The sequence below is a fragment of the Cupriavidus mimosae genome (assembly GCF_023952485.1).
In the GTDB taxonomy this organism is placed as follows: domain Bacteria; phylum Pseudomonadota; class Gammaproteobacteria; order Burkholderiales; family Burkholderiaceae; genus Cupriavidus; species Cupriavidus taiwanensis_C.
On record NZ_JALHRY010000012.1, the window covers coordinates 110,063 to 124,989 of the forward strand.

Genomic DNA, 14,927 nt, shown 5'->3' on the forward strand with positions numbered 1-14,927 from the left:
CGACTAGTGCCGGTCCATGAACTCCTGGATTTTGCGCTGTTCCCAGTCGCGGCCTCGGCGCGACAGCCGCGTCCAGACCAGCAATCCGTGCAACGCCAGTCCCAGGCCCCAGGCCAGCGTGGTGGTCAGTGGCCACGGCCAGCCGGTGGTGGCGTAATGCGACCACGGCGGCGACGGGAAGTAGAAGAAGCGGAACCACAGCCACGCATTGACCACGGCGTAGACCAGCAGGTGGATATACCAGCCGCGCAAGGCGCGCACCATGCGGCGCGCACGCCAGTAGGCCATGGCGTTGGGGTCGTTGGGCGGGAAGGCGTGGTGCATGGGGTACCTCGTCATCAGGAAGGTTGGCATGCGACAGGTATAGGCCACCACCAGGCGTCGTTCCAGACCCATGGGCTGAATCGACGGATTTCGTTCGCGAGTGGGGGCGCGCTCAGGGTGAATGTCGCGGCGGCGCCACCTTCAGGCTTGCGCTTTCAGCGCATTCCAGACGGCTTGCACGCCTGGCAGGGGGGCCACGGCGCCTTGGCCCGTGGTGGCGAGGGCGGCCGCCACCGCCGCCCATCGCGCAGCGGACACAGCGTCATCCCCGGCCACCAGCCGCGCGAGATAAGTGCCGTCGAAACAGTCGCCGGCGCCGGTCGCGTCGACCGCGTTGACGCGGAGTGGTGCTACGGCGGTGAGCGGTCCGCCGTCGGATACCAGGCAACCTTTCGGGCCCAGCTTCAAGACCACCTGCCGTGCGCCCATCCGGTGGCACCAGTCCATGATGCCGGCGGGATCGTCGATGCCGGCAAGCTGGCGCACGTCGTCCAGGCTGGGCAGAAACAAGTCGCACAGCGGAAGAGTGGCGAGGATGACGTCACGGGCGCGCTCCAATGGCCACAACGTAAGCCGCAGGTTGGGATCGTAGGACACCTTGGTGCCCGCCTGGCGGGCGATGCGGATGGCCTCGCGCACGGTACGCGCGGCCGAGGTGCTGATGGCCTGGCTGATTCCGGAAACGTGGAGCCACGCGGACCGCTCCAGCAATGCGACCGGCAGGTCCGCTGGCTGCAGCCGGCTCGCGGCGGAACCCGCGCGCCGGTAGGTGAAGGCGTGGCCATCCGGCCCGTGATGGACGAAGTAGAGGCCGGTAGGTGCCGAGGGGTCGATGACGACGCCGCTGGTGTCGACGTGCTCGGTGCGCAACAGGTACAGGCACATGCGGCCGAATTCATCGTCGCCCAGCCTGGTCACGTAGGCGCACCGCGCCCCCTGGCGTGCCGCGGCGATGATGGCGTTGGAGGTATCGCCGCCAAAGCCCTGCACATAGGTGCGCGAATCGCGCGGGCCGGTGTGGTTGAACTCCACCATGGGCTCGCCGAGCGCGACGATGTCGAATGCCGCGCGCATCTCAGGCGTCCTCGCCCAGGTCGAGCAGCACCTTGCAGCAGGCACGCGGGTGGCTTTCGGCGAGATCGAAGGCGCCGGCCACGTCGCGGAAGTTGATCTGGTGCGTGACGATCCGGCCCGGGTCCACCAGCCCGCGCGCGATCCAGTCGATCGCGGTGGGAAACATCGCGCAGTTCAGGCGCGATGCGTACAGGGTCAGTTCCTTGCTGGTCAGCGCCTGCTGCGGCAGGGCAGATGGCGTGGCGGAAAAACCCAGCACGCCGATGCGCCCCGCCGGCGCGGCCATGGCCACGGCTTCCTGCAGGATGGCGGGATGGCAGACCGCGTCGTAGATCAGCGTCGGCCCACCCGCCACGCCGCGGCGTTCGAGGGCCCGGGCCAGCGGCTCGCGCGCGGTGTTGATGATCTCGTCCTCTGCCGCGCCGCAGCCGCGCGCGAGGGCCAGCCGCTCGTCGACATGGTCGGTGATGAAGGTGCGTACGCCATACACACGCTTCAATACCTGCAGCAGGTTAAGGCCGACCGGCCCGGCACCGTAGATCAGTGCCACGTCGGAGGGCAGCACGCCGGTGCGGTGGGTGGCGTTGGCCGCCACGGCAAACGGCTCGATCACCGCGGCACTGGCGGTCGACATGCTGTCGGGCACCGTGTAGGCGTTACGTGCTGGCACGCAGGCGAATTGGCTGAAGCCGCCATCGCGGTGCACGCCGATCACCTGGAGCCGCTGGCAGACATTGTGCCGGCCGATGCGACAGGCATGGCACTGGCCGCAACTGACCACCGGATCCACCACCACCCGCTCACCGATGCGGTCCGCGCTGATGCCAGCGCCGACAGCATCGATGTGACCGGCGAACTCATGCCCGATCACGCGCGGATACGTCGCGAACGGGTTCTTGCCATGGAAGATGTGCAGGTCCGAACCGCAGATGCCGGCAAGACGGACGCGCACGCGCACCTCGCCCTCGGCAGGGCATGGGTTGGGCCGCTCGCGCACGGCCATGTGATGCGGTTGCTCGACGACTATGCTCAACATGCTTGCTCCTTGTTCGGTCAACTGATGCGGCGGCTACCAGTTCCACATCGCACCGTCGCGCAGCCGCGCCACCGGCAGGTACGCGCGCTCGTACGGATACCGGGCCGCCAGCGCCTCGTCGATATCGACGCCAAGGCCCGGCACGTCGTCCATCACCAGGTAGCCGTCCTCCAGCCGGTAGTTGTGTGGAAACACCTCGTCGATCAGCGCGCCATGCGGCATCAGTTCCTGGATGCCGAAATTCGGTGCCCACAGCCCGAAGTTGACCGCCGCCGCCATGCACACCGGCGACAGGTCGGTGGCGCCGTGGAAGCCGGTGCGCACCTGGTGGATCGCGGCGAAATCCGCGATGCGGCGCACATGCGTGATCCCGCCGGCGTGGACGATGGTGGTGCGGATGTAGTCGATCAGCTGATGCCCGATCAGGTCCTTGCAGTCCCACAGGGAATTGAAGACTTCACCGGCTGCGAGCGGGATAGTGGTGTGCTGGCGAATTAGCCGGAACGCCTCCTGGTTCTCGGCCGGCGTTGGATCTTCAAGCCAGAACAGGCTGAAGGGCTCCAGCGCCTTGCCGAGGCTGGCCGCTTCTATCGGTGTCAGCCGGTGGTGTGCATCGTGCAGCAAATGCGGGGCGAAGCCGACGGCCTCGCGCACCTTGCGGAACAGTTCCGGCGTGTGGCGCAGGTACAGCGAGGTGTCCCAGGGCTCTTCCGGCGGCAGGCCCTTCTGCGCCGGTTCATAGTGGCCGGGTTGGGTGCCGACGCCATACACCTTGGACAAGCCAGGCACGCCTGACTGCACCCGAATCGCCCTGTAGCCTTGCTCGATATGGCGGTGCACCGCGTCGATAGCCTCGGCGTGGTCGCGCCCGGTGGCGTGACCGTACACCATCAGGCCATGGCGGTTACGCCCGCCCAGCAACTGGAACACCGGCATGCCGGCCAGCTTGCCGAGGATGTCCCACAGCGCCATGTCGATGGCGGCGATGGCGGTCATCGTGACGGGACCTCGCCGCCAGTAGGCGCCGCGGTAGAGGTATTGCCAGATGTCCTCGATCCTGCGCGGATCGCGGCCGATCAGGCATGGGATCACATGCTCGTCCAGGTACGCCCGTACTGCCAGCTCGCGGCCGTTGAGCGTGGCGTCGCCCAGTCCGTACACGCCTGCATCGGTGACCACCTTGACCGTCACGAAGTTGCGCCCCGGGCAGGTGACGATGGTTTTTATCTGTTCGATCTTCAAAGGGTGTCTCCGGCCGGATCGTCGTTGTCGTGGCCCGACGGCGCCGCATGGTTGCGCAACGCCCGCATCGGTGTGGATGCTGGCCAGAGTACTGCGGGCGGATTGCGGCGGAGTACGGCCGATTCCGCAATCAAATGCAGCGTTTGCCGCAGTTGAATCGCGAAAGCCCCGCACGTTGGACACGACGGCTGCGTGCAAACTTCATCGCATCGAAGACAACGCTGGATGCGCGCATGATGCTGCTGACGTCTGACTTGCCGGGGTACCGCCGATGAGGCTCACGCAACGCAACAGTTGCCGCGCCAACGCTGAAGTGCAACAGCCCGGCTACGATCGCAGCCGCTTGTCGCGCGGCGTGCTGCATCTGGGCCTCGGCGCTTTCCATCGCGCGCACCAGGCGCTGTACACCGAGGCCGCGATCCGCGCCGGCGACAGCCGCTGGGGCATTGTCGGCGTCAGCCTGCGGGAGCCCCGCACACCGCGCACGCTGGCGGCACAGGACTTCCTGTATTCGGTGACGGAATGCGAAGGCGCTGCGGCCACGACGCGCATCGTCGGCGCCGTGGTGCAGGCGTGGTATGCCCCGCATGCGCTGGCGGAGGTGCTCGGAGCGCTGGCCGATCCCGGCATCGCCGTGGTGACCTGCACCGTGACAGAAAAGGGCTACTGCCAGCATCCGTCCAGCGCCGACCTGGATACGGACCATCCCGATATCCGACACGACCTGGCCCATCCCGGCACGCCCAGGAGCACCCTCGGCGTACTGGCTGCCGGACTGCGCCGTCGACCCGCCGGGGCGCCGCTCAGCATCGTCTGCTGCGACAACATGCAAACCAACGGCGACACGCTGCGCAAGCTGCTGGCGCAGTTCGCAGCGCTGACGGACCCCGCGCTGGCGCGCCGCGTGCGCGACGACGTGGCGTTCCCCAACACCATGGTGGACCGCATCGTCCCCGCTGCCACACCGGCATCGCGCCGTGACGCGCAGCGCCGCCTGGGTTTGCGCGACGAGGCCGCAATCGTCTGCGAAGCCTTCACGCAGTGGGTGATCGAGGATCGCTTTGCCGGGCCCCGGCCGGCATGGGAAGCGGGCGGCGCGCTGATGACAGGCGATGTCCGGCCGTTCCAGGCGATGAAGTTGCAGCTGCTCAACGGCACGCATTCCGCCATCGCCTATGCGGGGCAACTGTGCGGGCTGCAGACCGTTGCCGAAGCCATGGACGATCCGCTGGTCGGCGCCTTCACCCGCGGTGTGATGGCTGACCTGCGCGCCACCGTACAAGCGCCGCCCGGGTATGACGTGGCCGCTTACAGCGAGGCCTTGCTGCAGCGCTTGCGCAATGCCGCGCTCGACCATCGCACCGCGCAGATTGCTGCCGACGGCACGCAGAAGGTGCCGGTGCGCTGGTTGCCCGCGCTGCGCGCCAGTGCCGGCACCGAGCGGCCCTGGCTGGAACGCGCGCTTGCGGCCTGGCTGCATTGCCTGCGCAGCGCACGCAGCGATAGCGGCCACGCGCTTGCCTTCAACGACCCGGGCGCGCCCGCGCTGGCGGCGTGCCTGCGTGACGCCAACAGCGATGCCGACGCCGTCAGCCAGGCACTCGCGCACGCCCCTGTCTTTGGCAGCGAGCCGTGGCCCGCGCCGCTGGCTGATCGCCTGGCCCGTCACCTGGCGGTGCTGCGCGCCGGCGGCGCCGCCGCGCTGCTGTCGACCTGAGCCATCCCCAACCGACAACGAGGAGACCACCCCACCATGGCCGTTCTGTTAACCCGACGCCGTTTTGGCGCGCTAGCCGCCGGCACGCTGGCGATGACCCTGCCGGCTGCACACGTGCTGGCCCAGGCCGCGCCCATCCGCCTGAAGTATGGCACCGCATTTCCCGCCGACCATCCGGGCACGCTGCGGATCCAGCAGGCGGCGGTGGCGATCCGCCAGGACACCGGCGGCAAGGTCGACCTGCAGGTCTATCCCAACAGCCAGCTGGGCAGCGAGCCCGACATGATCGCGCAGGTGCGGACCGGTGCCATGGATTTCATGTCGACGGCCGGCACCAACCTGCAGACTCTGGTGCCGACCGCCGGCATCAACGGCGTGGCCTTTGCCTTCAAGGACTACGCCACGGTCTGGGCCGCGATGGACGGGGACGTCGGCGCCTATGTGCGTGCTGCCCTGGGCAAGGTGAATCTGCACGTCTTCGACAAATGCCTGGACAACGGTTATCGCAACATCACCTCGGCGAGCCGGCCGATCAACACGCCGGCGGATCTGAAGGGCTTCAAGGTGCGGGTGCCCGGCATTCCGCTGTGGATCTCGATGTTCAAGGCCCTCGGCGCGTCGCCCACGGCCATCCCGTTCGGCGAACTGTATTCGGCGCTGCAGACCCGCGTCGTCGATGGGCAGGAGAACCCGCTTGCGCTGATCCGCAGCGCCAAGCTCTTTGAAGTGCAGAAGTTCTGCGCGCTCACCGGACACACCTGGGATGGTCACTTCATCTTCGGCAACGCGAAGAAATTTCGGGCGCTGCCAGCCGAAGTGCAGACCGCCATCACGACACACTTCACCGCGGCGGCGCTGAAGCAGCGCGAGGACATCGCGCGCCTGAATACCGATGCGCAAGCCGAGCTTAGCCGCCTCGGCATCATCTTCAACCGGCCCGATCCCGCGCCGTTCCGTGCCTTGCTGCAAGGCGCCGGCTTCTATGCCGAGTGGAAGAAGAAGTACGGCGACGACGCATGGTCCAGGCTGGAGAAATATGCGGGCCCTCTCGCATGACGGCTGGCACAAACAATAAAGCAGGAAAGGAGACATCGATGGAGCACACCGCTGAAGCCATTGCGCCGGCGCCATTGGCGCGGTCAACGCCGTCAGCCGCCGCAGCGTGCTGGCGCCGCCTGATGACCTGCGTGGTGCAGGTGCCGGCTGCGCTGATCGTGCTGGCAGAGATCCTGTTGCTGGGCGGCGGCGCGTTCGCGCGCTACGCCCTGCATCAACCGGTGCCCTGGACGGATGAACTGGCCAGCATCCTGTTCCTGTGGCTGGCGATGCTCGGCGCCATCATCGCGCTGGACCGCGGCTCGCACATGCAGCTGACCACCTTTATCAAGGCCCTGCCGCCGGCCAGGCGCGCCTGGGTGGATGCGCTCGGCATGTGGCTGGTGGTGGCATTCCTGGCGCTGTTACTGCGGCCGGCGTGGGAGCATCTGACCGAGCACCTCGAGGTGTCGACGCCGACGCTGGAGATCAGTGAAGGCTACCGCGCCGCCGCGGTGCTGGCCGGCGTCGTGTTGATGCTGGTGGCGGCAATCTTGCGCCTGCTTTCGGCGCACTGGAAGCCGGTGGCGGCGACCGGCCTGATGGTGGCATTGTGCGGCGGCCTGCTGTGGCTGCTGTCGCCGACGCTGATGACGCTGGGCAATGTCAACCTGGTGATCTTCTTCCTGCTGATGCTGGTCGCATGCGTCGCAATCGGCGTACCGATCGCCTTCGCCTTCGGCCTGGCCACGCTGTGCTACCTGTCGCTGTCGACCACCACGCCGCTGTCCATCATTCCGAACCGCATGCAGGAAGGCATGTCCCACCTGATCCTGCTGGCGGTGCCGCTCTTTGTCTTCCTGGGCGCGCTGATCGAGATGACCGGCCTGGCGCGCGCGATGATCCACTTCCTGGTCAGCCTGATCGGCCATCTGCGCGGTGGCTTGCAGTATGTGCTGCTCGGCGCGATGTATATCGTCTCCGGGATCTCCGGCGCAAAGGCCGCCGACATGGCCGCCGTGGCGCCAAGCCTGTTCCCCGAAATGAAGCGGCGCGGTGCCAAGGACGGCGACCTGATCGGGCTGCTGTCGGCCTCGGGCGCGATGTCCGAAACCATCCCGCCCAGCATCGTGCTGATTACCGTGGGATCGGTAACGGGGGTGTCGATCACCTCGCTGTTCATCGGTGGCCTGATGCCAGCGGCGGTGGGCTTGGTGATGATGTCGCTGGTGGTCTGGTTCCAGACCCGCAAAGAAGACATGAGCCGCGTACCGCGGCCGTCCCGCCCGGCGATCGTGAAGGCGCTGCTGGTTGCGCTGCCGGCGCTGGCGCTGCCCGTCATCATTCGCACGGCCGTGGTGGAGGGCGTGGCCACCGCCACCGAGGTATCCACCATTGGCGTCTTCTATGCGGTGGTGGCAGGGGTCCTGGTGTACCGCCAGTTCAACTGGCGCCGAATTTACCCGATGCTCTTGGACACGGCGTCACTGTCGGGCGCGATCCTGCTGATCGTGGGCTGTGCCACCGCGATGGCCTGGGCGCTGACCCAGTCCGGCTTCGCACAAGACCTGGTGGAAATTCTGTCGGCCGTTCCCGGCGGCAAGACCGGCTTCCTGCTGGTGTCGGCGCTGGCGTTCGTGATCCTGGGCAGCCTGCTCGAAGGCATCCCCGCCATCGTGCTGTTCGGGCCGTTGCTGTTCCCGATTGCGAAACTGGTCGGCGTGCATGAGGTGCATTACGCCATGGTGGTGATCTTTGCGATGGGGCTGGGGTTGTTCGCGCCGCCGTTCGGCGTGGGGTTCTATGCTGCCTGCGCGATCGGGCGCGTGTCGCCGGACGTGGCGATGCCAAAGGTGTGGCCGCATATGGCGGCGCTGTTTGTGGCGCTGGTTTTGTTGACGTTGGTGCCTTGGTTTTCGATTGGGTTTTTGTAATTGGACATTATGCTGGTTGGTGCTGTTATCTCCCTCTTCCGCTTGCGGGAGAGGGAGATAACAAGCGAGAGGAGACGCGCTTAACCGCAATGTCCAGCAAGCGGCCAGCATCAAGAGGCCGGCAGATCGTCCTCCAGCACCCGCTCCAACTGCGCCTTCACCAATCCCAACAGGCAAAACGCCGCAAAGCCGCCTTCCCACCATTCACTCTGCTGCTCCAGCAAGGCAAGTACCCCATCAATGCCTGCTGCCACCGCCAAGAGACTGTACCGCGCCGTAGATAGATCGATTTCCGACATAGGATCCTCCAATCGTTGCATGAAGGTCCGCCGCGCGACGCAAGGGGAGGGCGGCGGGCCTGACGACGAGGGTGGAAACCGGTGTCACAACTATTGCCGGTCAGCCTTTCGGCTGCCTCATCCGGCCCGCCATGGGTGGCTTGCACGTATAGGCAAGAACGGTCGTCATGGACGACCGTTCGGTTGAGACATCGAGTTTCCACACTCGGTCACCGTTGTTCGATGACAGCCCCAGTCTCTCGCGGCACGGCACGCGACGCGATAAGACAGTTCGCATTCCTATACGGACGCCGCATCCTGCCCGAGGCTCGCACGTTAGCAAATAGCCGAAATCCTAAGTGCGCATTCGAACCGAGAATTCGTCCCGTTGAAGGGACAAAAGCTCTGGATATTTGATCGAGATGAATATCGGGCTTCGAATCCGGATCCCCGTCGGGCGCTGTGGCTTAGTGTTGATGAGCTCAGGCAGGCCGTGCCGGCTAGGATGCTGCGAGGCATTGGGGCAGGAATTCCGGCCAAGATAGTTTATGAAGCAGCACAGGTTAGGGCCGGGACGTTGATCGCATTCCACTATAAGCAGTTGAACACCATGTGGCGAAAATATGGGGTAACTACGCGGCGGCGTCTTGCCGTCTTCTTAGGCAACTCGGTACAAGAAACGATCTGGCTGAGTACCTTCGTAGAGGTCGGTGGAAAGAACAACTGGTATGCGCCATGGTACGGGCGGGGAGCTTTGCAACTTACGCATCCAGGGAATTACATCGGGTATTGGAAGTTTCGGGGCAGCGTACGTGATGGTGTCGTGAGTTAAGCCCGCTCAATCCACAAGCGACACCAACGCCTCCCGCGCCTCCCGCCTCAACTTCTCCAAATCCAGCCCCACCACCGCCCCATCCCGCACCACCTGCCGCCCCCGCACCAGCACATCACGCACAGGCGTCGGCTCCCCAGCCGCGACCGGCGCGGTGCCGATGTCATGGAATCCATGAAACCGCAGCCCGCTGACGTCATAGATCGCCAGGTCCGCCGATTGTCCCGGCGCAAGCGTGCCGATACCGGGCAGCCCCAGAACCTGCGCGCCACCGGCAGTGCCCCAATGAATCACCTCCTCGACTCGCGTTTGCGCGGCGCCGCCGAGGGCGCGGTGTACAAGCCAGGCGAAGTTGGCCTCATGCACCATGCTGCCCGACTCGTTGGAAGCAACGCCATCGACGCCGAGTGAAATCGGCACGCCCGCATCCGCCATCGCCCGCACCGGCGCGATACCGCTGCCGAGGCGTGCGTTGCTGACGGGGCAATGCGCCATGCCGGTGTTGGTCACGGCCAGCATGCGGATTTCCTCCGGATTGACGGTGACGAGGTGCGCGAACCAAACGTCGGGTCCCAGCCAGTCGTGGTCGGCGACGAACTGCACCGGCGTGCACTGGTATTTCTCGCGGCAGAACCTGACGTAGTTGTCGGTCTCGGACAGGTGCGAATGCAGGCGCAGGTCCATGCCGCGGCCAAAGGCGGCGAGTTCGCGCAGCAGGGCGGGCGGCAGCGAGAAGGTGGGCGTGGTCGGGGCCACCACCACGCGGCGCAGGCCGTCAGGGGCGGGGTCGTGGTAGCGTGATTTCAGCCGTTCGATATCGGCCAGCATTTCGTCCAGCGTCTCGGGCACCAGCGCGGTGGCGCGCATGCCGGGATGATCGGAGGCGGACTGGATCGCGCCGCCGCGGCACAGCACCAGGCGCATGCCGAGTTTTTCGGCCACCTCGAACAGCACGTCGCCGGTCTCCGCGCCGTGGCCGTGGTGATACAGGTAGTGGTGGTCGGCGCAAGTGGTGGTGCCGGACAGCAGCAACTCCGCCATGCCCAGGCGCACCGCGGTGCGGAAGATCTCGGGGCTGAAGCGCGCCAGGCGCGGGTAGGCGACGGCCGCCAGCCATTGCTCGAGTCCGGCGTTCATGCCGCTGGGCACGGCCTTCAGCAGGTTCTGGAACAAGTGATGGTGGGTGTTGACCCAGCCGGGATAGATCACGCAGCCGCTGGCGTCGAGCAGGGCTTCGCCGTCGTGACGCGGCAGGCTGATGCCGATCTCGGCGATGCGGCCGTCGCGGATGCGGATGTCGGCGGCGCCGGCGCGCGCGGCGGCGCCCGCGCGGCCGGTCATCACGGCGGCGGCGTTGCGGATCAGCAGCGCGCCGGCCGGCGCGTTGGTGGCGTTGGTGGCGTTGGTGTTGTGCACCATGTTGTCAGACCCCTTGGACGTTGTCGGCACTGGCGGGCAGCTCGTCGGCTTCACGGGCTGGCAGGCCGTTGAGAATCAGGTTGAGGACCACGGAAACCACGCAGGCGATGATCACGCTGCTATGGACGAAGGGCTGCAGGAAGCCGGGCAGCTTCTCCAGCATGCCGGGCAGCATCACCGGCATCATTGCGCAGCCGAGCGTGATGGAAACGATGGAGAGGTTGTTGGGATTGCGCTCGTACTCCACTTCGCCCAGCGTCTTGATGCCGGCGGCGACGACCACGCCGAACATCACCATGGTGGCGCCGCCCAGCGCGGCGGCGGGGATCGATGCAAACAGCGCGCCGATCTTGGGCACCAGCGCCACCGCACACAGCATTACGCCGCAGGTGGCGACCACCCAGCGGCTGCGCACGCCGGTGACGATGACCAGCCCCACGTTCTCCATGAAGGCGATGTACGGGAACGCCGCGAACATGCCGCCGATGGCGCTTGCCAGGCCGTTGGCGCGCAGGCCGCGGGTGGCATCGCGCTCGGTCAGCGGACGCTTGACGATGTCGCCGACGGCAACAAAGAGGCCCATCGACTCGACCATCTGCACCACCATCACGATCACCATGGTGGTGATGGCGCCGATGTTGAAGGTGGGCATGCCGAATGCGAACGGCGTCACCATGGTGAACCACGGCGCGCGCGTGACTTCATCGAAGCTGCCCATGCCCAGCATCCACGCTACCGCACCGCCAGCCAGCAGGCCGATCACCACCGACAGGTTGCGCACCAGTTCGCCGCCGTGCCGGTTGATCAGCAGGATCAGTGCCACCACGCCGAAGGCGACCAGGAAAAAGATGGGCGCGCCGAAATCCGGCGCGCCCCTTCCGCCTCCAAACCAGTGAAACGAAACCGGGAACAACGACAGGCCGACCGCGGTGATGGTGCAGCCGCTCACAACTGGCGGGAAGAAGCGCTTGAGCTTGCCGATCACCGGCGCCAGGAACATCGCGATCACGCCGGCGGCGATGATGGCGCCGCAAACGCCGTTGAAGCCGAGCGTGGGATCGGTGCCGATGGCGATGACCGGGCCCACGGAACTGAACGCCACGCCCTGCATCAGCGGCAGGCGCACGCCGAACTTCCAGAAGCCCACGGTCTGCAGCAGCGTGGCGATGCCGGAGGTGAACAGCGCGGTGCTGATCAGCATGGTGGTCTGCGCCGGCGTCATCTTGAGCGCGCCGGCGACGATCATCGGCACCGCGATGGCACCGAGGTAGCTGACCAGCATGTGCTGGAAACCGAGCGACGCCATGGCGCGTGCCGGCAGGATCTGGTCGACGGGGTGAACCGCTGCTTGCATGATGTGGTCTCCTGCCGCGTACTGGGGAAAAGTGCGCCATGCCGGCGGCGGCTGGCCCGGTCTGTGGTTGCCGGGCTCGGTCCGTCACGGTGCCATGCGCGGCGCATGGCCCACGCATGCCTTGCACAGTAGTGATGCGCCGCATGCCGTCATAGCGTTATTGCGAAGGCCGTGGCACGGGGCCGCAAGCGGGCTTGCAAAATGCGCGCCGGGGGGATCAGGGGTTTCCCTTGGGTTGCGCGAGGGCGGGGGTGGCCATAGGATGGATGCGCTTGCCGTGGTCCGCTTGTTTGCACCCCTCGGAGAGGGGTTGGGGGCGAGGGCCAGCGTGTGCGAAAGCGAGGTGGTATGTATGGCTGGGAGCCATTGCGCCGGTGGCTTTTGATACTGCATCGCAATTGCAAGCTCCTGCCCTCTCCCCCGCCCCTCTCCCGCAAGCGGGAGAGGGGTGCAAACAGTCGGATGTTGATGGAGCGGTAGCCGTTGATCCGTTCACCTTTTTTCCAACGCCATGTCACCCACTGCCGGATGGTTCGCCGCACCCTCTCGTTCGCCCCTTGGCCGCGGTGGAGACCTCGATCGCATCCAGTCGCTGTCCGGCCGCGTATTCGGCCCCACGCGGCTGCGCGCGGCGCAGGACGATGCGGCGCTCGATGCGCGCATCGATACCAGCACCATCGGCCGGCTCACGCTGGTGACCATCGCCTACAACCAGGCGGTGCAGATCGAGCCGCAGCCGAACAAGGACGAGTTCGTGATCCAGACCGTGCTGGCCGGCACCTGCCGCGTGGAAACGCCGCGTGGCGCGATGCTGATGCCGCCCGGGGCGACCTTTGTGTTTTCGCCCACCGTGCCGACCACGCTGTCGCTGGATCCGGGCTGCGAGCGCTTCAGCGTGGTGATCCGCCGCCAGCTGATCGAAGAGGCGTTTCGCCACCAGTTCAGCTTCGAGCCGCCGGCGCCGATCGAATTCGACATGCAGCCAGTGGCGGACGATGGCCGTGCCGAGCGCTGGCAGGCGCTGGTGGGCTACCTGCGCGCGGAAACGCGGGTGCGGCGCGAAGGCGGCGGCGTGCCGGCGGTCGATGCCAGCATCGAGCGCATCGTGCTGTCGACGCTGCTGCTCGACCGCTTTGCCGCCGACGGCAATATGCTGCCGCGCCGCTTCGAAGCGGTGCTGCCTGACTACGTGCGTCATGCGATTGCCTATCTGCGTGCCAACCTGGACCAGCCGCTGACGCTGGAGCAGATCGCCGCGCATTGCGGCGTGTCGGCGCGCACGCTGCAGCTGGGTTTCCGCAAGAGCAAGGACACCACACCGATGGAGTACCTGCGGCTGCTGCGGCTGCATGGCGCGCGCGCCGACCTGCAGCGCGCACGGCCCGAGAAGGGCATGGTCGGCGCGATCGCGCTGCGGCACGGCTTTAGCCACCTGAGCCTGTTCTCGCGCGAGTACCGGCGCGAGTTCGGCGAGCTGCCGTCGCAGACCTTGCGCACGGCAGCGCTGCAGCGGGACTGACGCCAAGCCAGTCCCGCTGCCGCCAGGGCAGTCAGGCCGCGTGCGCCACCGGGAGGCACACCTTCAGCAGCGTCTGCAGCCGCAGCTTGTCGAGATGGCGGCCGATGAATACGAACTTGCTTTGCGCCGGTTCCGTACCCCACGCCTCGGCGGGGTGCAGGTCCATCAGCCGGTGCACCGCCTGCAGCACGTAGCGGCGCTCATCGCCCTCCACCGCGACGATACCCTTCATGCGGAACACATCGTCGCCCTGTGCGGCCAGCAGTGCCTTCAGGCCATGCTCGAGGCGCTGGCGGTCGAACGGCTGGTCGAACACCAGCGAAACCGAGGTCACCGACGGGTCGTGGCGGTGGCCGTGGCTGTCGTCATCGTGCGCGTGCTCGCAGTGCTCGTCGCATACGTGGTCGTGCTGCGCGTCGTGCCGATCGTGCGCGTGGCCGGCGTGCCCGTGAGCATCGTGGTCGTCGTGCACCTGCGCCTGGATCGTGCCCGGCGTGAATCCGCCGATGCCCAGGATCTTGCCCAGGTCCACCTGCGCGAAATTGGAACGCAGGATCTGCGCGCCCTCGTTCAGGCGATGGATGCGGGCTTCCAGCCGGTCGAGCTGCACGGCGTCGGCCAGGTCGGTCTTGTTGAGGATCACCCGGTCGGCGGCGACGATCTGGTCGACGGCCTGGTTGTCGAAGCCGGTCAGCTGGGGGTCGTCGAGATGGCTTTCGATATGCACCGCGTCGACCAGCGTCAGGATGCCGTCGAGCGTGACCTGCCTGGCGACTTCGTTATCCATGAAGAAGGTGGCCGCCACCGGGGTCGGGTCGGCCAGGCCGCTGGTCTCGACCAGGATATGGTCGAAGCGCTCGGGGCGCTCCAGCAGCTTCTGCAGGATGCGCACCAGGTCCGTGCGCACATCGACCACGCAGCAGATGCAGCCGTTGGTCATCTGGTAGATCTCCTCGTCCGAGGTCATCACCAGGTCGGAGTCGACGTCGACCTCGCCGAACTCGTTCTCGATCACGGCGATGCGGTGGCCGTGCTTCTGCGTCAGGATGTGGTTGAGCAGCGTCGTCTTGCCCGAGCCGAGGAAGCCGGTAAGGATGGTGACCGGGACGGGCGGCTGTTGTGCGACGGCAGGTGCGTTCATGTTGTCTCCTGATTAGGGTGCT

12 protein-coding genes are annotated in these 14,927 nt (G+C 66.5%); 4 read left to right on the forward strand and 8 right to left on the reverse strand.

What is annotated here, in order from left to right; genetic code table 11:
* Positions 1–3: 3 nt before the first annotated feature.
* The 4 genes from MKD50_RS21875 to manD form a co-directional block, all read right to left on the reverse strand.
* A complete protein-coding gene (locus tag MKD50_RS21875) occupies positions 4–324 on the reverse strand; it encodes a 2TM domain-containing protein (protein WP_025585803.1) in 321 nt (106 codons plus the stop codon).
* A 141-nt stretch (positions 325–465) separates the two neighbouring features.
* The gene (locus MKD50_RS21880) at positions 466–1,398 is read right to left on the reverse strand and encodes a sugar kinase (RefSeq protein ID WP_252668612.1); all 933 of its coding nucleotides are present in this window, start codon (positions 1,396–1,398) and stop codon (positions 466–468) included.
* Between the two features lies 1 nt (position 1,399).
* Positions 1,400–2,434, reverse strand: a complete 1,035-nt coding sequence (locus MKD50_RS21885) for a Zn-dependent oxidoreductase (protein WP_252668614.1) — start codon at positions 2,432–2,434, stop codon at positions 1,400–1,402.
* 33 nt (positions 2,435–2,467) lie between these two features.
* Positions 2,468–3,676 carry a D-mannonate dehydratase ManD gene (manD, locus tag MKD50_RS21890; RefSeq protein ID WP_252668616.1) on the reverse strand — a complete coding sequence of 403 codons (1,209 nt, stop codon included), beginning with the start codon at positions 3,674–3,676 and terminating at the stop codon, positions 2,468–2,470.
* 271 nt (positions 3,677–3,947) lie between these two features.
* Between manD and MKD50_RS21895 the strand changes: the two genes are divergently transcribed.
* Genes MKD50_RS21895 through MKD50_RS21905 form a run of 3 tightly spaced genes read left to right on the forward strand, consistent with a single transcriptional unit; the run spans position 3,948 to position 8,362 of the window.
* Entirely contained in the window at positions 3,948–5,393 is a 1,446-nt protein-coding gene (locus MKD50_RS21895; RefSeq protein WP_252668618.1) for a mannitol dehydrogenase family protein, read from the forward strand.
* Between the two features lie 36 nt (positions 5,394–5,429).
* Positions 5,430–6,449 (forward strand): TRAP transporter substrate-binding protein, encoded by a 1,020-nt coding sequence (locus MKD50_RS21900; protein WP_240072830.1) that lies wholly within the window; start codon positions 5,430–5,432, stop codon positions 6,447–6,449.
* A 38-nt stretch (positions 6,450–6,487) separates the two neighbouring features.
* Positions 6,488–8,362, forward strand: a complete 1,875-nt coding sequence (locus MKD50_RS21905) for a TRAP transporter large permease (RefSeq protein WP_252668620.1) — start codon at positions 6,488–6,490, stop codon at positions 8,360–8,362.
* A gap of 110 nt (positions 8,363–8,472) precedes the next feature.
* Here MKD50_RS21905 and MKD50_RS21910 read toward each other — a convergent pair whose 3' ends face one another.
* The 3 genes from MKD50_RS21910 to MKD50_RS21920 form a co-directional block, all read right to left on the reverse strand.
* Positions 8,473–8,661 carry a DUF1484 family protein gene (locus MKD50_RS21910; RefSeq protein ID WP_115711056.1) on the reverse strand — a complete coding sequence of 63 codons (189 nt, stop codon included), beginning with the start codon at positions 8,659–8,661 and terminating at the stop codon, positions 8,473–8,475.
* An 817-nt stretch (positions 8,662–9,478) separates the two neighbouring features.
* Positions 9,479–10,891, reverse strand: coding sequence for an amidohydrolase family protein (locus MKD50_RS21915; protein ID WP_252668622.1), 1,413 nt, complete (start codon positions 10,889–10,891; stop codon positions 9,479–9,481).
* 4 nt (positions 10,892–10,895) lie between these two features.
* Positions 10,896–12,245: a nucleobase:cation symporter-2 family protein gene (locus tag MKD50_RS21920; RefSeq protein ID WP_252668624.1), complete on the reverse strand. Its 1,350-nt coding sequence runs from the start codon at positions 12,243–12,245 to the stop codon at positions 10,896–10,898.
* Between the two features lie 511 nt (positions 12,246–12,756).
* Between MKD50_RS21920 and MKD50_RS21925 the strand changes: the two genes are divergently transcribed.
* Positions 12,757–13,764, forward strand: a complete 1,008-nt coding sequence (locus tag MKD50_RS21925; RefSeq protein WP_252668626.1) for an AraC family transcriptional regulator — start codon at positions 12,757–12,759, stop codon at positions 13,762–13,764.
* Positions 13,765–13,795: 31 nt separating this feature from the next.
* On the opposite strand, the gene MKD50_RS21930 is transcribed toward MKD50_RS21925, so the two are convergent.
* Positions 13,796–14,905, reverse strand: coding sequence for a CobW family GTP-binding protein (locus MKD50_RS21930; protein WP_115705071.1), 1,110 nt, complete (start codon positions 14,903–14,905; stop codon positions 13,796–13,798).
* Between the last annotated feature and the right edge of the window lie 22 nt (positions 14,906–14,927).